Below are 16,689 nucleotides of genomic sequence, written 5' to 3'. Positions count from 1 at the left end.
CTTCCTTAATTTGAATACTGGCGACTGTAACAACTCGGCAATAGCGCGACAAAGAATATAAATCTATTTCTATATTCCATTTAATAAAATTAAATTTTTATTTAAATAAAAACAACGACTTACTCAATATCACCACCAGCAATCCGCCACAGTAGCTTGGCAACATTGCATCGCCAAAGCACTGCGGCTCAAATACCAATTGGTTTATTTATTGGCATTGATCATTTGATCAAAGATGCCGCCATCGGCAAAATGCAGCTTTTGCGCTTTGTGCCAACCGCCAAAAACATCATCAATATCAAAGCGTTGAATCACCGGAAATTGCTTGGCATATTTTGCCGCAACCTCTTTATCAATCGGTCGATAATAATTTTGCGCGGCGATTTCTTGGCCCTCTTTGGAATACAAATAATTGAGGTATTCAGTCGCGACTTTACGACTGCCTTTTCGATCCACATTTTTATCGACAATCGCTACCGGCGGCTCCGCTTTAATCGACAATGACGGCGCAATAATTTCAAATTTATCTCGACCTAATTCACGAAATACCAATTCAGCCTCGTTTTCCCACGTCACCAAAACATCGCCAATTCCACGCTGTGTAAAGGTCACGGTTGAGCCCCGTGCGCCAGTATCTAAAACCGGTACGTTTTTAAATAGTTTTTGCACAAATTCGCGCGCTTTTTCATCCGAGCCATAATTCTTTTTCGCCCAGCCCCACGCTGCCAAATAATTCCAGCGTGCCCCGCCCGAAGTTTTTGGATTTGGGGTAATCACTTTCACATCGGCCCGAATTAAATCATTCCAATCTTTAATGCCTTTGGGATTGCCCTTTTTCACTAAAAATAAAATCGTCGATGTATAGGGAGATGCGTTGTCAGGAAACTGCTTTTGCCAATCCGCTTTGAGTAGCTTGCCATGCAAGGCCAAGACATCAATGTCAGACGCTAAAGCCAAGGTCACAATATCGGCATCCAAGCCATCGAGCACTGATCGCGCCTGTTTACCCGAGCCACCGTGCGATTGTTTAATCGTCACATCATCGCCGGTTTTCTTTTTGTAGTAAGCAGAAAATGCTTTGTTGTAATCTTGATAAAGCTCTCGTGTTGGATCATAAGACACATTGAGTAGCTCAACACTCGCGGAATAACTTGGCGCAGCAATCGCCAAGGTCAAGATAACTAAGGCTATTTTTTTGATTTGCATGATAAATTCACCACCGAAGGAAAGATGAAATTATCATGTCATATTTTTAATATAATCATTAATACCTTATTGTTGATTGTAAATAACAAATAGGAATATTAAATGAAAATTGCTTGTAAGTATTTGATATTATGGTGAAATAATAAAACACCCTACTTCAGATCGAAATCCACGATCTGCTAATGCAACCATAGCGCAGCTCACCCAACAAAACTGACACCAACAAAAAGCAAATCGTCTTATTGATGAAACACATTGTTATTATGCTGCGAGCATTTATCGCCAAACAAGTTGACGACCATGCCGTGCAGCGCCACTAAACTTAATGCCATTTACTGCAAAACAGCGACAGGCGAAAATGAAATTGCGACGCGTCAGCACGGATTATTGAGCAAACAAAGACAAGCGCTGATACTGATCGATGGCAAAAAAAGCTACGCCCAACTCAATCAATTACTACCAACAATTGAACTTGATCAATTGATTCACCAATTACTTCAATTAGATTTAATTCGCGACGCAAATGCCACCCCTTTATTGGCTCCGCAAAACCCTGCCGCCAACCATGTCATTTGCATTACTGAAAGCAGTGCTAAAGCCACAGCAATACCGTTAGACATCGAGCGTTTAAATGCGATTAAGCAATTGATGATTGATAGTTCAAAAACATTACTGGGGATTTTTGCCAACACCTTGATCGAAAAAATTAAATCTATTGAAGATGCAGCACAACTCAGCCCCGCGATTGCGCAATGGAACCTAAGCCTGCGCGAATCAAAAAATGGCCAATTACATGCCGAACAATACTTAGAAGCCATTAAATCACTGATGAAATAGCGTAATAAGCAGCACGGCGATATACTAAGAATCTATCTTTTTTTACTAGGTTCGCTCTAATGCTTGCTCGATTCAGCTCATCATTATTTGCCGCAATGACCGCACTTAGTTTTACTGTGGCACCACCGGCATTGGCCGACCAAGGCGAAAAACAAGCCATTTTATGGAAAATTGACAAAGCCAATACGCCCTCTTCTTGGTTATTAGCCACAATTCAAACTACCGATGGTCAAACTGCCGAATTTACGCCTGCAACCTTAGCGGCACTCGGCGGTGCAAAATACATTGGCACTGAATTTCATAATGATATTAATTCAGTCGTCGATATGGCGCGCACCATGCTGGATGAAAAACCGAGCTTAGCGCAAACCTTAGGCGCGGCGGATTATGCCAAGTTATTACCGTTGATTGAAAGCCGTGGCTATCCTGCGTCGGTCACTGCCAAATTAAAACCTTGGGCCGCGATTATGATGTTGCTTTCGCCGCGTCCGGCCAAAGATTTAATTCCAATGGATGATCGTTTACTCAAATATTCAATGGAAAATGGCCGTAAATATTTTGGGGTTGAAAGCGTTGAACAGCAATTAGCGCCATTTCAAGCGATTCCAGCAGCAAAACAAATTCCTTTGTTAAAAACGCTGATTAAAAATGAAGCCAAGCTGGAGCAAAATTACAAACAAATTGTTGCGGCTTATTTAAAGCAAGATTTAAATCAAATCCAAAAACTATTGCAAATCGAAGCATTAGCGCTCCCCGAAGCTGACCGTGCTTGGTATCGTCAATGGCGCAACGAGACATTAAATCAACGCAATAAAATCATTGTTGAGCGCTTAAAAATTCCGTTTGAGAAAGGCGATTCTTTTGTCGGTATTAACGCCGGCCAATTACCTGGCAAAGACGGTTTAATCGCCAAATTACGCGCCGCAGGTTATAGCGTTAGCGCTTTTTCGGCAGCGAAATAATCCTATGCAGATGAAAACTTTACCCGGCACGGATTTAACCGTGTCGAGCCTATGCTTAGGTACGATGACGTTTGGTGAGCAAAATACCGAAAGCCAAGCGCATGCTCAGCTGGATTTCGCGGTTGCGCACGGGATTAATTTTATTGATACCGCCGAGATGTATCCGGTGCCAGCCAATGCCAAAACCCAAGGCTTAACCGAGTCTTATGTTGGCAGCTGGCTAAAACAGCAGCGCCGCGATCAATTGATTGTCGCCACCAAAGTGGCCGGTCCCAATCGCGGCATGGAGTGGATACGCGGTGGCCCACAACTCACACGGGGGCATATCCTTGCAGCCTGCGACGCCAGCCTGCTGCGGCTCAATACCGACTATATCGACCTGTATCAATTGCATTGGCCGGCACGGCATGTGCCAATGTTTGGGCAAACCTATTACGAGCCTAGCCAAGAATATACCGATGCACCTGAGTTACACGCGCAATTAGCCGCGCTCAAAGAATTAGTCGATCAGGGCAAGGTTCGTTATGTCGGCGTTTCTAATGAAACGCCGTGGGGCGTCATGGCCTTTACCCGTCTGGCCGAACAATATCAATTACCGCGGATTGCGACGATTCAGAATGTTTACAATCTGATCAACCGAACGTATGACTATGGTTTGGCAGAAGTTTGCCATCGTGAACAAGTGAGTTTGTTGGCGTACAGCCCACTGGCTTTTGGTTTACTCAGTGGTAAATATCTGCACGACGCGAAGGCTGATGGTCGAATGACGCGCTTTGCCAATTTTGGTCAGCGCTATTTAAAACCACAAGTGCCCGCCGCGATTGCGGCCTTTACCGCTTTGGCCGAGCGTCATCAAATCAGTCCCGCGCAAATGGCCTTGGCTTGGCTGCAAAGCCGTTGGTATGTGGCCAGTACCATTATTGGTGCTACCACGATGGCGCAGCTCGCGGAAAATATTGCCAGCACGCAACTCACATTAAGTGACAGCTTATTGGCCGAAATTGAAGCGATTCATCGTTTGTCACCGAGCCCTGCGCAGTAATTATTTGCAGACCGGTATCAAGCAGCATAAAAAAAACCCGCAATCTACATTGCGGGTTTTTTTATACAGGTAAGCTTAGCGATTGCGTTTAAATGCCAAACCTTCAGCATCAAACAACATGCTGTGTTTCTCTGGGAACACAATGCGCACCATATCGCCAAACTTCAGGCCGGTCATATGTGCTGGCAATTTGATGCAAATGATTTCATTCACGCCTGGAATTTCAATATAAGCCAAAACGGTATCGCCCAAATGTTCAACCAAATCCACTTTAGCTGGGATTGAACCGGCAACGCTTTCGTCGGCCAATTCAATGTGCTCTGGACGAATCCCCAAAGTCACTTTATCGCCCACTTTGGCGCTACCTGGATGTACCGCTGCGCGAGCAGTAATGCCTTTTGGCAAGCGAACTACAGCGGCATCTTGCTCAACGCCAACCAGTTGCGCTTCAAACAAGTTCATTTTTGGTGAACCCAAGAAGCTAGCCACAAACAAGTTCGATGGGTTTTCATACATTTCAAGCGGGCTACCCACTTGCTGAATGATACCGGCATTAAACACCACAATGCGGTCAGCCAAAGTCATCGCTTCCACTTGGTCATGCGTTACATACAGCATGGTGGTTTTGAGTTCTTGGTGCAGTTTTGACAATTCAACCCGCATATTCAAACGCAATGAAGCATCCAAGTTCGACAATGGCTCATCCAACAAGAATACTTTTGGATTACGCACAATCGCCCGACCAATTGCCACACGCTGACGCTGACCACCTGACAAAGCTTTTGGCTTACGTTCCAGCAAATGTGTCATTTGCAAAATGTCTGCGGCTTTTTTAACGCGTTGATCGATTTCTGGTTTCGGCGTGCCAGCTAGCTTCAAAGCAAAAGCCATATTGTCATACACGCTCATGTGCGGATACAAAGCGTAAGACTGGAACACCATCGCGATACCGCGTTTTGATGCGTGCAAGTCATTCGCCAATGTGTCACCGATATACAACTCGCCTGCAGTGATCTCTTCCAAGCCTGCAATCATACGCATCATGGTTGACTTACCGCAGCCTGATGGACCAACAAATACTACGAATTCGCCGTCTTTAATCTCTAAATCAACACCCTTGATCACACAAACGTCTTTGGTGTAGTTCTTTTTAATATTTTTAAGAGTAATGCTAGCCATTTTTAATATTCCTTAATTCTGAATTGGGTATTTTGTAAAGCGCCAATACAAGAGCATCTTATTTAACTGCGCCATCCATACCAGAGATAAAGTAGCGCTGCGTGAAGGCAAAGAAAATCAATACAGGGATAACAGTCAATACAATGGCTGCCATCAGGGTATTTTGCGAACCCGCTAATGGACCGGTCAAATCATTAAATACACCAACTGCCAATGGCTGCATTTCTTTCGAGCGCATAATAATCGACGGCCAAATGAAGTCATTCCATGAATTCACCAAAGTGAAAATACTCAGCGCGGCAAGCGACGGTACAGTTACAGGCAACATTACGCGCCACAAAATTTGCATCTCCGTTGCACCGTCAACACGTGCGGCATCGATCAAATCTTGCGGAACCGCTTCAAATGCTTGTTTCATCAAGAAGATACCAAATGCACCAGCAACACCAGGAGCAATAACGGCAAAGTAGCTATTAACACCAACTAAGCGTTTCCAGGTTTCATCAGGGCTGCCAAGCAACGCTTGCACTTCATTCATCCAATTACCGAACTTAGAAACGGTGATGAAGTTCGTCACAAAAGCAGCTTCACCAGGCAACATCAAGGTGCCAATAATTGCCATAAAAATCACATTGCGACCGAAAAACTTCATTCGAGCTAATGGATATGCGGCCAATAATGAAATAATTGCAGTAAAGATCACTGAAAAGCCAGAAATAACGACCGAATTAAAGAAGTATGTTCCAAATGGGATTTCAGTAAAGACGCGCTGGAACCAAATCAGCGTCATGCCAAATGAATAGTTTCCACTACCATCATCCGTGGTTGGCATAAAGCCAGTAGGGAATCGATAGGCTGTTGTACCATCTTGTGAAAGCGCAAATGCCAATGCCCACAACAAAGGAAACACAGTAAAAAAGGCAAATAATATTAAGCCACTGTAATGTGCAGTTAGGCCTAATGCTTTGCGAACGGCTTTATTTTTAAACATAACAACTCTCCTCTATGTTCTTATTGTTTTTCGCCAAAGAAGCGGAATTGAAGAGCGGCCAGCAATACACAAAAGAATGTAACAACCAAGCCAGCAGCAGCCGATACGCCGAAGTTGAAGTTTTTAAACGCCTGATCATAAACATAAAACAGGGCGGTATATGTTTCAGCCTTACCCGACGTCAAAACCACCACTTCTTGGAACACTTTAAGTGCACCAATCGTAGACAGCATCGTACACAGCAAGATCGTTGGTTTCATCATTGGCACTGTAATCTTCCAGAATCGATCCCACGCATTTGCACCATCCAAAATAGCGGCTTCTTCTACTTCACTTGGAATGCCTTGCAAACCAGCAAGGTAAAGCACCATGTAGTAGCCCAAACCTTTCCAGAAAGTGAATAACATAATTGAATACATTGCGATTGCTGGATTACCCAACCAATCGGTTTGAATCATTTCTGTCGAAGGTATGATATGGAGAAAATGTGCAACTGATGATGTAATCGCATTCAACATACCTGCGTAATTCAGTACAAAAGACCAAACCACACCAGCAATCGAAATCGCAGTAATTACAGGAATGTAGTAAACCGCACGAAAGAATGTCATACCTGGTAATTTATTGTTTACTAATTTAGCAATCAGCAAAGAAAACAATTGAATTGGCGGTACAACTAATAAGAAAAACAAAGAATTTTTTACTGCCTGACGAAATAATTCATCGTCCCAGATATGCTTGAAATTGGCAAAGTTATTCCAAGTTGTTGCTCCCCCTGCAATCTCATAGTCATGAAAAGCCAAATAGGTGTTAAAACCCACAGGCCAAAAAACAAATACACCCATCAAGATCAAGGCAGGTGCCAAGAAGAAATAGGCTAACAAATTGGAGTTTTTCACGTTTCGACTCTTCAGTGCGTTACAGACAAGGTAGATAATAACCCAAACCACTGTAATTGTGACTTGATATTAACCAAACCCATGTGATATTCAGAGAAGAGATTATAACTTAAGCAATGCAAATTTTGCACATTTGCATTGTGTTTTTTAAACAAGTCAAATGTAACTAGAAAATCTATAGTACAAAATATAAAAAAATAGACATTGCAACAACAGTGCATTTTTTTATAATGATGCAGCATTTTGGTGCACGATTATTTACTTCATTAGTAAAGACTAATTAACCACTTCAATTTAATTTCTGCAGCGCACAAAAAAAGCGGTAATGCATAATGCATTACCGCTTTTTTTTAATTAACTAAATATTATTTAGCGAATTGAGCATTCCAAGCAGCAACAGCCTCATCCAAAGCTTGCTTAGCTGGGATACGACCTTGGATCGCAGCATCGATCTTGTCGTTCATTACTTTGGTCAAAGCAGCTTCGTCAGCACCTGCTGGCAAGTCTTTTACCATGAAATGACGTGTTTTATCGATTACCATGCCACCCATCTTGAATGCTTTCTTGCCTGGGTCAGTCATGTCATTCAAAGCTGGATCTTTAGAAGCTGCAGCATTCGCCAACTTAGTTGATGCAAAAGTGTAAGATGCTTTAGCAAATTGCTCTTGAGCCCATTCGCCAGTGATGAAGTTACCCACAACACCAACAGACTTCATGTCTTTTTGGCCTTTTGGCACTACGTACATAGTAGTCCAACCACCAAATGCCAATTTGCCGTTATCGCCCAATGGGAAGCTAGTTACGTCAGCTGCTTTGTAAGCTGCTGGGTTAGCATCTTTAATTTTCTTAACTGCGTGGCCGCCTTCAGCGAACATTGCGAAGTTGCCATTAGCGAAACCAGCAATTTGCTTGTCAAAGTCAAGGTTCACATCTTTAACGATGGTGCCTTCTTTGTATGCATCAGCAAATTTTTGTACCAAAGCGACGTGTTTAGGGCTATTGAATGCCGCTTTGCCGTTAGCCATCAAAGGCAAACCTTCAAACATGAACCAGCCAGTGAAGCCGTCTTGAAGTTTAGAAGCCCAACCTGGTTTGCCAGTTGTAGCTTTGATTTTCTTAGCTGCAGCAAATACGTCGTCCAAAGACTTGAATTCTGGCTTAACACCAGCTTTAGCCAACATGTCTTTGTTAAATACCATTACGGCAGTAACTTGATAAGATGGGAAGCCGTAGATTTTGCCGTCAACAGTCGCGTTAGACAAAGCAGCGTTAGTGTATTGCGCTTTGTTGATGATGCCATCAACTGGCGTCAACAATTTGCCCGACATTTCATTCATCCAGTCGGTTGGCACCAATGCCAAAGCTGGCACGTTACCTTCAGCAACAGCAGCAACGATAGCTGGCTTCATTGCGCCCCAACCCAAATCTTTTTGAGTCAATACGATGCCATTATTCAAGCTGTTGAATTTGGCAACAACTTCTTTGTGATATGCATCGTAAGTTGGAGCCAAAGAGTGAGACCAGAACTCAACTTTAGTAGCAGCTTGAGCTGTAACAACAGAAGCAGCGAAAAGTGCAGCACCAACAAGAACGGAACGTTTAAAGTTCATAACAACTCCTAACATTTAACATTGAATACGAGCAACACAAGGTCGCAGGAAAAGGGCGCAAATCAACAACAAGTAAACCAAAAAATTTCAGGGCAATCTCAAGTCAAGTGCATCAATGAATTTCTTTTCACGCATTACGTTCCAAAATGAACGCTTTTAGTACTTTTAATTTCATCAAGCCATCTTGATCACTCGGTGACTCGAATTAGTTTCGTAAGCCACTGCGATCACACTACGGAATCTAGATTACCGTAATTCGCAAGATGAGTGAACATTCTCACCAACAGTGCGTCAGCGCCCCCTTGCGCTTGACGGATCGATACGGATCAAACCGCAAGATTGATGAGATCAACACAATAAGAAAAATCTGTAGGCAAAAGCCCTAATGCTTTTTAAAGACTACATTTAGCCGATATTCGTTTTTCGAAAAAGCACTACAAAACAAGGAAATATCGTGTAAGCAAAGACTAAAAATGTAGGAAATCCCTTATGTTTTGGGTATTTTTGAGTAAAAAAATACATTCTTACTGACAAATTGCGAGAGAAATTACATTTCTCCACCCAAAGTTCGGCCCAATTTAGGACAGGGTGTGTAAATTAACCAATGTAATTTTTGTACCATTAGCGCAACACCCTGCAATAAAAATGGCGTATCGACCTTCGCCGTACGCCATTAGAAAACTGAAGTCGCTCGTTTTTTAACGATATAACTCCACGACAAAATCATAATAATCACTACGAAACCATGAATGCGTGAGCTCAATCGCTGTGCCGTCTTCTAAATAGCCAACTCGCGTGAGATGCAACATCGCGGTGCCGGTAGGTACGCCGGTGAGTTGCGCCAATGCTTCAGTGGCATTCACTGCGCCAATATTTTGAATAGCGCGCACCACGGTTAAATTCGCGTCTCGCATGTATTCATATAAAGACTCGCCTATTTTCTCTGGCTCAGGTACGAAGTGATAAGGTAAAGCGGTGTATTCCACCGCCATCACCACATCATTGGCAAAGCGTAAACGCTCCAAATGCACCACACGACTATTGGGCGTGAGATTAAGCCTGAGCAATTCTTCTGATCCAGCTAAAGCCAGCTCACGCTTGAGCCATTTGGATGATGGACGAAAGCCACGCTGCTTGAGCATTTCCGACAAATTAGTCAACCGAGTGAGTGGTTGCTCTAATTTAGGCGTGATATAGGTGCCAGAACCTTGGCGACGAATAATTAAGCCTTGCTCGAGTAATAAATCGAGTGCTTTACGGGCTGTGACGCGTGAAATACCCAGCACATCACAAAAGGTACGCTCTGAAGGCAGGGGATCATCCGCTTTCCAAAATCCAGCATGAATCGCGGCGGCAAGCTTATGCCCAAACTGCAAATATAATGGTGTTGCACTATCACTATCGGGCTTGAGCACCAAAAGCTTGTTCTGATTTTGCATCCCCTACTCCTGAATTACTTAAATTCACGCGCAATTAAGATTAAAGCACCGGCACATGAGTCTTTTTGCGCGCGCGATGTGCTGGCTAAAAACTCACTCGGCATATACGGGCGTAATGCTTCAGATAAACCACCGCCACAAATCGCAATCGGTAATTGAGGTGCCGTAGCACGCAATGCACTGGCGATATTTTCAATTTCGCGACCTGCATCCAAGACAAATGCTTTGGCAAATTCATCACTATCGGCAAACTCCAGCACAATCGGTGACAAAGAAGCGCATTCGCTTTGCTTCATTGTGCCCATCCAGGCGAATACTTGCTCACGGGTGTTGCCAGTAATCGACAACAATTTTTCGCCAAATGCCGTCATCGGACGACGACCATCCATGAGGCGCTGCACATGGTTAATCGCTTTTAAACCCAAGTAAGCGCCAGAGCCTTCGTCTGAAGTTGGAAAGCCCCAACCGCCCACTTCTAAACGGGTGCCATCACTGAGCCAAGCCTCACCAATCGAGCCAGTTCCAATCGCAATAATGCCGCCATGCTGGCCATTATGTGCCCCCAATAATGTAGAGTAGCCATCAGTTTCAATCACCACTTTGGCAAAGCCTGGGTTTTGACTGGCAAACGCGTCGGCCCATGCTTTAACTGTAACCCCTGACAAACCAAAACCAACCGCACACTGCGCAAAGTCTGGCTCATTCACGCCGATGGCTTTAAAGCCTTCTACAATCGCTTGGGTAATATTGTGCCAAGCTTTCTCGATGCCCTGCCCTAACGCAGAAGGACCAGCTTGTGCCCGAACTTTTTCCACGCCATCCAAACCTGCGATACAAATCCGTGTTCCCGTACCACCGCCATCCACGCCGATTAAATACTGAATAGAGCTCATTTTTCTTATCCTATATGAGTTGAATTAACTAAGCCGCCCTCCCCAAAAGAGCGAATTAGCTTAGAACTTGCAGACCACTTGATATTTTTTTCAATTAAACTCGTTCAGCACATCAATTAAATTGCGTCTTTAGCATTACATTTAATTTACGAACACGCCGAATTAAGCATACCAATTTAGTGAGAGCGGCCTAACTTGTCAATTACACCAGACAAGAAAAACGCCCGATAAGTCGGGCGTTTGTTTTCAAACAAATAAATAGGCCTGTAAAAAAATTAAGCCCGACTTTATAGGTTGATCTGCAACCCCTTATTTGAGCAGGCTCACGGCATTGTCTTTAACATGTAAACCACATTCTTTATTTTCTGGGTTTTCCCACCACCAGCGTCCGGCTCGAACATCTTCACCCATTGCAATCGGCCGAGTACAAGGCGCACAGCCAATTGAAGGCACGTGCTGATCGTGTAGCGCGTTATAAGGGATTTGATTGTCGCGAATAAAAGCCCAGACTTCTTTTTCGGTCCATTCAAGTAAAGGATTAAACTTCTCCAATCCATTACCCGCATCAAACTCTTGCTGCGCTAAATCCGTGCGTGTTGGCGATTGCTCGCGGCGTAAACCGGTAATCCAGGCTTTTTTGCCTTGCAAAGCGCGTTGTAAAGGCTCAATTTTGCGAATATGGCAGCACGATTTTCTTAGCTCAACCGAGTTATAAAATGCATTGATGCCATTGCTATTCACATACTGCTCAACCGCCGCTGTTTGTGGGAAATACACCGTAATGGGATGCGATGGATATTGCTCAGCCACTTTTTGCATCAAGGTATACGTTTCGCTGGGTAAACGGCCGGTATCAAGACTAAAGATACTCACAGCAATTTGCTGCTTGGCTAATAAATGCGTAATCACCATATCTTCAGCGCCAAAAGAATTGGCAAATGTAGCTGGACTATATTCAGCCGCGATTCGTTCTAATAGCGCGATGGTCTCGGCTAATTTTTGCGAAAAATCCATAATAAACCCCAAAATTAAAAAATCAGTTTGTAGCCAATGAATACCAGCATGGTGGCCAAGCAAGGCCGCAAAACACGATCAGAAATAACGCCAGATAAATGACTGCCAAAATAAATACCCGGCAAAGAGCCCATTAATAAATACGCCAATAAACCCCAATCCATATTGCCCATACTGGCATGCCCTAAGCCTGCGACTAAAGTCAGCGGTACCGCATGGGCGATTTCAGTGCCGACTAAGCGTTTAGTGGTCATCAAGGGATACAGCAAAAATAAAGCCACCGTGCCTAATGCACCAGCGCCAATCGAGGTTAGGGTCACAATCGCCCCTAGCATCACCCCTGTCAGCACCGTCAATAAATTTAAACGAGCACCGCTCATTTTGAATCGATCACCGGCATGGCGCTGCGCCAAGGCGATAATTTGCTGCTTAAACACAATCGCCACGGCAGTAAACAATAAAGCAAAGCCCAAGCCATGCTTAATGACGGCATTTAATGTTTTGGTGTCGGTATGAAGATAATGCAGCACCAGCAAAGTCAAAGCCGCGGCGGGTACGCTACCTAAAGACAAATAACCGGTAATCGACCAATCAATATTGTTATTTTTTTGATGCACATAAACACCACCAGCCTTGGTGATCGAGGCATAAAGCAAATCAGTGCCTACCGCCGCAGCGGGAGGAATACCAAACCATAACAATATCGGCGTCATTAAAGAACCACCGCCAACGCCAGTCATCCCCACAATAAAACCGACGACTAAACCCGCAATGACAAAGCCTAAAACTCCAACATCCATCTTGCATCCTAAGGCCAACAGGCTTGGCGGTATTGATTTAGCCTTGCATCATAGCAATTATACTTATAACACCTTAGACAAATATGTTAGGATTTTAGAACCAAAAATTCTCAGTCAATTCTTTCACGAGTCCACGCTATGAAATTACAACAACTCCGTTATTTGGTCGAAGTCGCAAAGCAAGGGCTCAATGTTTCAGAAGCGGCGGAAAAACTGCATACCTCGCAACCGGGGATTTCCAAGCAAATCCGTTTACTGGAAGACGAGCTTGGCGTGCAGATTTTTATTCGCAACGGCAAACGCGTGGTCGACATCACGGCACCGGGGCGTGAAATTTTGCGGATTGCTGAGCGTATTCTGATGCAGTCGCGCAATCTAAAGCGCATTGGCGAAGAGTTTGTTAACGTTGAAGGCGGTAGCTTAATTATTGCCACCACGCACACCCAAGCGCGCTACGCACTACCTAAAACCATTCAAACCTTTATGCAGCGTTACCCCAAAGTGCGCCTCTCGCTCAAGCAAGGCAATCCTACCCAAATTTCAGAAATGGTGGTCGATGGCAGTGCCGATATTGCGATTGCCACCGAAGGGATTGATCATTACCCAGAGCTGGCCACGCTCGATTGCTATTCGTGGAATCGCATTGTCGTCGTGCCCAATGGCCATCCTTTAACGACACTGCAGCGGCCAGTCACGCTAGAGGATATTGCCGCTTGGCCTTTAATTACGTATGACTTTGCCTTTGCCGGGCGCTCTAAAATTAACCGCGCATTTGAATTAAAACACCTGATTCCAAATATTGTGCTGACTGCGATTGATTCGGATGTGATTAAAACATATGTGGCTTTAGGCTTGGGTATCGGCATTTTGGCCAGCATGGCGTATGAGCCAGAGCGAGATACCCAACTCACGTCGATCGATGTGAGCCATTTATTTGAGCCCTCGACCACCCATATTGGCGTGCGCAAAGACGCTTATTTACGTGGCTATGGCTACGATTTCATTGAGCTGTTTGCCCCGCACCTGAACCGCCAAGTGGTGCAAGCGGCATTATTGTGTGAAGCCGAAGAGGATTAAACGAAGCAAGCCTCTCGTGGATTGATCGCACAATCCACGAGTTTTTTTGCCAGCGCATCACTCCGATGCAGGCAAATATTGCGCCACAATATGTTGTAATTTAACTAAGTTCAGCGGCTTGGCTAAAAAGCCATCCATGCCGGCCGCCAAACATTCGTTTTCACTGTGCTCAAAGGCATTGGCAGTGAGCGCAATAATCGGCAAAGCACGAGTATGCGCTTGGCTGCGTAAAATCCGTGTTGCTGCCAAGCCATCCATTTCCGGCATTTGCCAATCCATTAACACCAAATCAAAGTTTTCAGCATCGGCAGCCAATAGCGCTTCACGGCCATTTTCGGCCAGCACCACACTGCAGCCCAATTTGGCTAAAAAAGCCTGCACGACGCGCTGATTAATTTTATTGTCTTCTGCCACTAGCACTTTGCCTCGGTATTGCACCGTAGCAAGTGTATTTATTGGGCTGGCAGTAGATACCTCTACACAATGCAATAATTCCGCCACCGCTCGCAATACCGTGTGCTCGGCCAATGCCACTTTGCACAAAAAAGCCTGTTGCGGACGTAGCGCGACATCGGGCATTTGCCAACCCAGTAATAAACTCGGCAACTCAGGCCACAACTGCAGCAGTTGCGCCTCTTCAACCATCAATAAATCAACGCGCGCCATCGATTCTGGCGGCGTGGTAAGTAAACGAACCCCAGCTCGCGCCAAGCATGGCAATACCGTACGCGCCACACCGTCGGCCTTGCCCAACCAGAGCACCGTTTTGCCTTGTAAATGATAGTTGGCGAACTCACGCGGTTTGGCCAAGTGCTGCTGCGGCAAGCTAACGATAAATTCAGAGCCCTGCCCCAACACCGAGCGCAACTGAATATCGCCATCCATCAAGGCCAGCAACGATTTAGAAATCGCCAATCCCAAGCCCGTACCACTAAAGCGCCGGGTTGAGCCCGATTCGGCTTGGTAAAAACGTTGAAATAATTGATTGGCGCTGGCGGTGTCGATGCCAATGCCGCTGTCTTGCACTGCGATGCAGATTTGCTGTTGATCGCAATACGCCGCAATGCGCACAAAACCATGCTCGGTGAATTTAATCGCATTGGAGATTAAATTAATCAACACCTGCTTTAAGCGTAAAGCATCGCCAAAATACCAAGCGGGCAGCTGAGGATCAATATCGAGCAGCACATCGAGTCGCGCCTCAACGGCGCGCGATGCCAAAACGGCAGCCGCTTCTTCGATGACCAGCGCCAATTCAAATGGTGCTTTGATCAGCTCGAGTTTACCGGCTTCAATTTTAGAAAAATCGAGTAAATCATTCACCAGCAACACCAATGAATCGCCCGATTTATGCACATTGGTCACATATTCGGCCTGCTCGGCATTCAGTGGGGTATTACCGAGTAATTGCACAAAGCCCAAAATCCCATTGAGCGGCGTGCGAATTTCATGACTCATCGTCGCCAAAAAATTCGACTTGGCGCGGTTGGCCGCTTCAGCCGCATCGCGCGCCACAGCCAAAGAATCACTTTGTAATAACAGCCGCTCATTGGCTTGACGCAGCTCTTCTTGTACTTGTTTGGCGCGAATCAATAGCGACACAATCGCCGCAAACAACTTCATCACTTCGCGCTGGTACGGCATCAAGCTGCGACGATGCAAAAAATTATCCGCCGCGATCCAACCAAGTAAAGTGTTGTCGGCATACAGTGCCACTAAAGAATTCCAACCTCGGCCAACGACGACTTTATTGTAATAAATCGCCGCGTCTTCTTTCACCATCACTTCGCCCGGCTGCGCTAATGCATCCCGAAAAAACTGATGCTGCGGCGTTGGACTGCGATACCACGCTTCATTACACAGCTCACCATTATTATCAGTGCCATAGGTGCCGCACATTTCATTGGTTTGCAAATCAGCGGTAAATAAAGCCGCACGATCAATCCCCAAATCACCAATGGCGGCGATGACCACCTCCCGATACAAATCATCTAAATGTGTGGTTTGAGTGAGGCGCAGCGTGACTTGATGCAGTTTTTGCAATAACTCACGATATTCTTCGGCGCGTTGCAAGCTTTGCTGCAAACGCTGCGTCATTTCGTCACGCTCTAAATTGTGACCATACAATAATGCCGCCACCCGCCCTTGCAGCATCTCGGCCAAAGCCTCGCATTCAATGCGAAATGAGGCGGTATCTAAATACGTTTGTAATAAGCCCACATCACTTAGCTCAACATAAAGCAATGCTTGCAGCTTATTGCCACTCATTAATGGCAAGATCAAGCGCGATAATGCAACGGCTTCTTCATCAGCCACGTCCCAAATTTCTTGCATTTGATAGCTAACCGGACGAATCGACACCGCCGGTTCGCGCATTTGCCAAGTCAACTCATCGACTGGCACGCCAAAAAAGCCCTTCGCTTGCTGTGGCTCAGAAAATGCCAAAGGCCGCTGGCCGATCACCGCCTCGGCATAGATCGCCACGGTCTCAGCGCCGTCACTGGGCAAAATCAAATACGCACGTTTGGCTGAAAAAGAATCTCGCACCGCGCCAACCAGCGTCGCGGCAAATTGATCCCAAGATTCAGCTTCTAATAAAGCGGGTAAATTTAATACGGATTCGAGTTGCGTCAATTGCATTGCCAACCTAAATATTGAGCAAAAATCACGCCGAGTATGACTCAGCACCAAGCGCAGCATTGACTGCGTTATACTATGCAACTGTCTAATTGAATTAGTT

The 16,689-nt window shown here is 45.2% G+C and carries 14 protein-coding genes; 4 read left to right on the top strand and 10 right to left on the bottom strand.

Features of this window, described 5'->3' with window-relative positions; genetic code table 11:
* Positions 1-204 precede the first annotated feature (204 nt).
* Positions 205-1,206: a sulfate ABC transporter substrate-binding protein gene (locus HQN60_RS09550; RefSeq protein ID WP_173533423.1), complete on the bottom strand. Its 1,002-nt coding sequence runs from the start codon at positions 1,204-1,206 to the stop codon at positions 205-207.
* Positions 1,207-1,506: 300 nt separating this feature from the next.
* On the opposite strand from HQN60_RS09550, the gene HQN60_RS09545 reads away from it, so the two are divergent.
* Genes HQN60_RS09545 through HQN60_RS09535 form a run of 3 tightly spaced genes read left to right on the top strand, consistent with a single transcriptional unit; the run spans position 1,507 to position 4,047 of the window.
* Positions 1,507-2,043, top strand: coding sequence for a hypothetical protein (locus HQN60_RS09545; RefSeq protein ID WP_173533422.1), 537 nt, complete (start codon positions 1,507-1,509; stop codon positions 2,041-2,043).
* 59 nt (positions 2,044-2,102) lie between these two features.
* Positions 2,103-3,005: a TraB/GumN family protein gene (locus HQN60_RS09540; protein WP_173533421.1), complete on the top strand. Its 903-nt coding sequence runs from the start codon at positions 2,103-2,105 to the stop codon at positions 3,003-3,005.
* A 4-nt stretch (positions 3,006-3,009) separates the two neighbouring features.
* Positions 3,010-4,047 carry an NADP(H)-dependent aldo-keto reductase gene (locus tag HQN60_RS09535; protein ID WP_173533420.1) on the top strand — a complete coding sequence of 346 codons (1,038 nt, stop codon included), beginning with the start codon at positions 3,010-3,012 and terminating at the stop codon, positions 4,045-4,047.
* Between the two features lie 75 nt (positions 4,048-4,122).
* Here HQN60_RS09535 and HQN60_RS09530 read toward each other — a convergent pair whose 3' ends face one another.
* The 8 genes from HQN60_RS09530 to HQN60_RS09495 all read right to left on the bottom strand — a co-directional run bounded on the left by HQN60_RS09530 (position 4,123) and on the right by HQN60_RS09495 (position 12,872).
* The gene (locus HQN60_RS09530) at positions 4,123-5,226 is read right to left on the bottom strand and encodes an ABC transporter ATP-binding protein (protein ID WP_173533419.1); all 1,104 of its coding nucleotides are present in this window, start codon (positions 5,224-5,226) and stop codon (positions 4,123-4,125) included.
* Between the two features lie 58 nt (positions 5,227-5,284).
* Positions 5,285-6,217, bottom strand: coding sequence for a carbohydrate ABC transporter permease (locus tag HQN60_RS09525; RefSeq protein ID WP_173533418.1), 933 nt, complete (start codon positions 6,215-6,217; stop codon positions 5,285-5,287).
* Positions 6,218-6,237: 20 nt separating this feature from the next.
* Positions 6,238-7,116, bottom strand: a complete 879-nt coding sequence (locus HQN60_RS09520; protein WP_254456610.1) for a carbohydrate ABC transporter permease — start codon at positions 7,114-7,116, stop codon at positions 6,238-6,240.
* Positions 7,117-7,481: 365 nt separating this feature from the next.
* The gene (locus tag HQN60_RS09515; protein WP_173533417.1) at positions 7,482-8,726 is read right to left on the bottom strand and encodes an ABC transporter substrate-binding protein; all 1,245 of its coding nucleotides are present in this window, start codon (positions 8,724-8,726) and stop codon (positions 7,482-7,484) included.
* A gap of 698 nt (positions 8,727-9,424) precedes the next feature.
* Positions 9,425-10,165 (bottom strand): GntR family transcriptional regulator, encoded by a 741-nt coding sequence (locus HQN60_RS09510; protein ID WP_173533416.1) that lies wholly within the window; start codon positions 10,163-10,165, stop codon positions 9,425-9,427.
* 14 nt (positions 10,166-10,179) lie between these two features.
* Complete coding sequence (locus HQN60_RS09505) at positions 10,180-11,058, bottom strand: glucosamine kinase nucleotide-binding domain-containing protein (protein WP_173533415.1); 879 nt, start codon at positions 11,056-11,058, stop codon at positions 10,180-10,182.
* Positions 11,059-11,367: 309 nt separating this feature from the next.
* A complete protein-coding gene (locus HQN60_RS09500; protein WP_173533414.1) occupies positions 11,368-12,072 on the bottom strand; it encodes a phosphoadenylyl-sulfate reductase in 705 nt (234 codons plus the stop codon).
* A 14-nt stretch (positions 12,073-12,086) separates the two neighbouring features.
* On the bottom strand, positions 12,087-12,872 hold the full coding sequence (locus HQN60_RS09495; protein WP_173533413.1) for a sulfite exporter TauE/SafE family protein: 786 nt from the start codon (positions 12,870-12,872) through the stop codon (positions 12,087-12,089).
* Positions 12,873-13,010: 138 nt separating this feature from the next.
* On the opposite strand from HQN60_RS09495, the gene cysB reads away from it, so the two are divergent.
* Entirely contained in the window at positions 13,011-13,949 is a 939-nt protein-coding gene (gene cysB / locus HQN60_RS09490; RefSeq protein ID WP_173533412.1) for an HTH-type transcriptional regulator CysB, read from the top strand.
* 57 nt (positions 13,950-14,006) lie between these two features.
* On the opposite strand, the gene HQN60_RS09485 is transcribed toward cysB, so the two are convergent.
* Positions 14,007-16,589 (bottom strand): hybrid sensor histidine kinase/response regulator, encoded by a 2,583-nt coding sequence (locus HQN60_RS09485; RefSeq protein WP_173533411.1) that lies wholly within the window; start codon positions 16,587-16,589, stop codon positions 14,007-14,009.
* Between the last annotated feature and the right edge of the window lie 100 nt (positions 16,590-16,689).

The sequence above is a fragment of the Deefgea piscis genome, from assembly GCF_013284055.1.
Lineage (GTDB): Bacteria > Pseudomonadota > Gammaproteobacteria > Burkholderiales > Chitinibacteraceae > Deefgea > Deefgea piscis.
Note: the sequence above shows the minus strand (reverse complement) of the source record. Positions and strands in the feature narration are given on the sequence as shown.

What these genes read in the sequence shown, in the direction of transcription:
- HQN60_RS09550 (WP_173533423.1), bottom strand. Translation starts at nt 1,206, where the DNA reads ATGCAAATCAAAAAAATAGCCTTAGTTATCTTGACCTTGGCGATTGCT.
- HQN60_RS09545 (WP_173533422.1), top strand. Translation starts at nt 1,507, where the DNA reads ATGCCGTGCAGCGCCACTAAACTTAATGCCATTTACTGCAAAACAGCG.
- HQN60_RS09540 (WP_173533421.1), top strand. Translation starts at nt 2,103, where the DNA reads ATGCTTGCTCGATTCAGCTCATCATTATTTGCCGCAATGACCGCACTT.
- HQN60_RS09535 (WP_173533420.1), top strand. Translation starts at nt 3,010, where the DNA reads ATGCAGATGAAAACTTTACCCGGCACGGATTTAACCGTGTCGAGCCTA.
- HQN60_RS09530 (WP_173533419.1), bottom strand. Translation starts at nt 5,226, where the DNA reads ATGGCTAGCATTACTCTTAAAAATATTAAAAAGAACTACACCAAAGAC.
- HQN60_RS09525 (WP_173533418.1), bottom strand. Translation starts at nt 6,217, where the DNA reads ATGTTTAAAAATAAAGCCGTTCGCAAAGCATTAGGCCTAACTGCACAT.
- HQN60_RS09515 (WP_173533417.1), bottom strand. Translation starts at nt 8,726, where the DNA reads ATGAACTTTAAACGTTCCGTTCTTGTTGGTGCTGCACTTTTCGCTGCT.
- HQN60_RS09510 (WP_173533416.1), bottom strand. Translation starts at nt 10,165, where the DNA reads ATGCAAAATCAGAACAAGCTTTTGGTGCTCAAGCCCGATAGTGATAGT.
- HQN60_RS09505 (WP_173533415.1), bottom strand. Translation starts at nt 11,058, where the DNA reads ATGAGCTCTATTCAGTATTTAATCGGCGTGGATGGCGGTGGTACGGGA.
- HQN60_RS09500 (WP_173533414.1), bottom strand. Translation starts at nt 12,072, where the DNA reads ATGGATTTTTCGCAAAAATTAGCCGAGACCATCGCGCTATTAGAACGA.
- HQN60_RS09495 (WP_173533413.1), bottom strand. Translation starts at nt 12,872, where the DNA reads ATGGATGTTGGAGTTTTAGGCTTTGTCATTGCGGGTTTAGTCGTCGGT.
- cysB (WP_173533412.1), top strand. Translation starts at nt 13,011, where the DNA reads ATGAAATTACAACAACTCCGTTATTTGGTCGAAGTCGCAAAGCAAGGG.
- HQN60_RS09485 (WP_173533411.1), bottom strand. Translation starts at nt 16,589, where the DNA reads ATGCAATTGACGCAACTCGAATCCGTATTAAATTTACCCGCTTTATTA.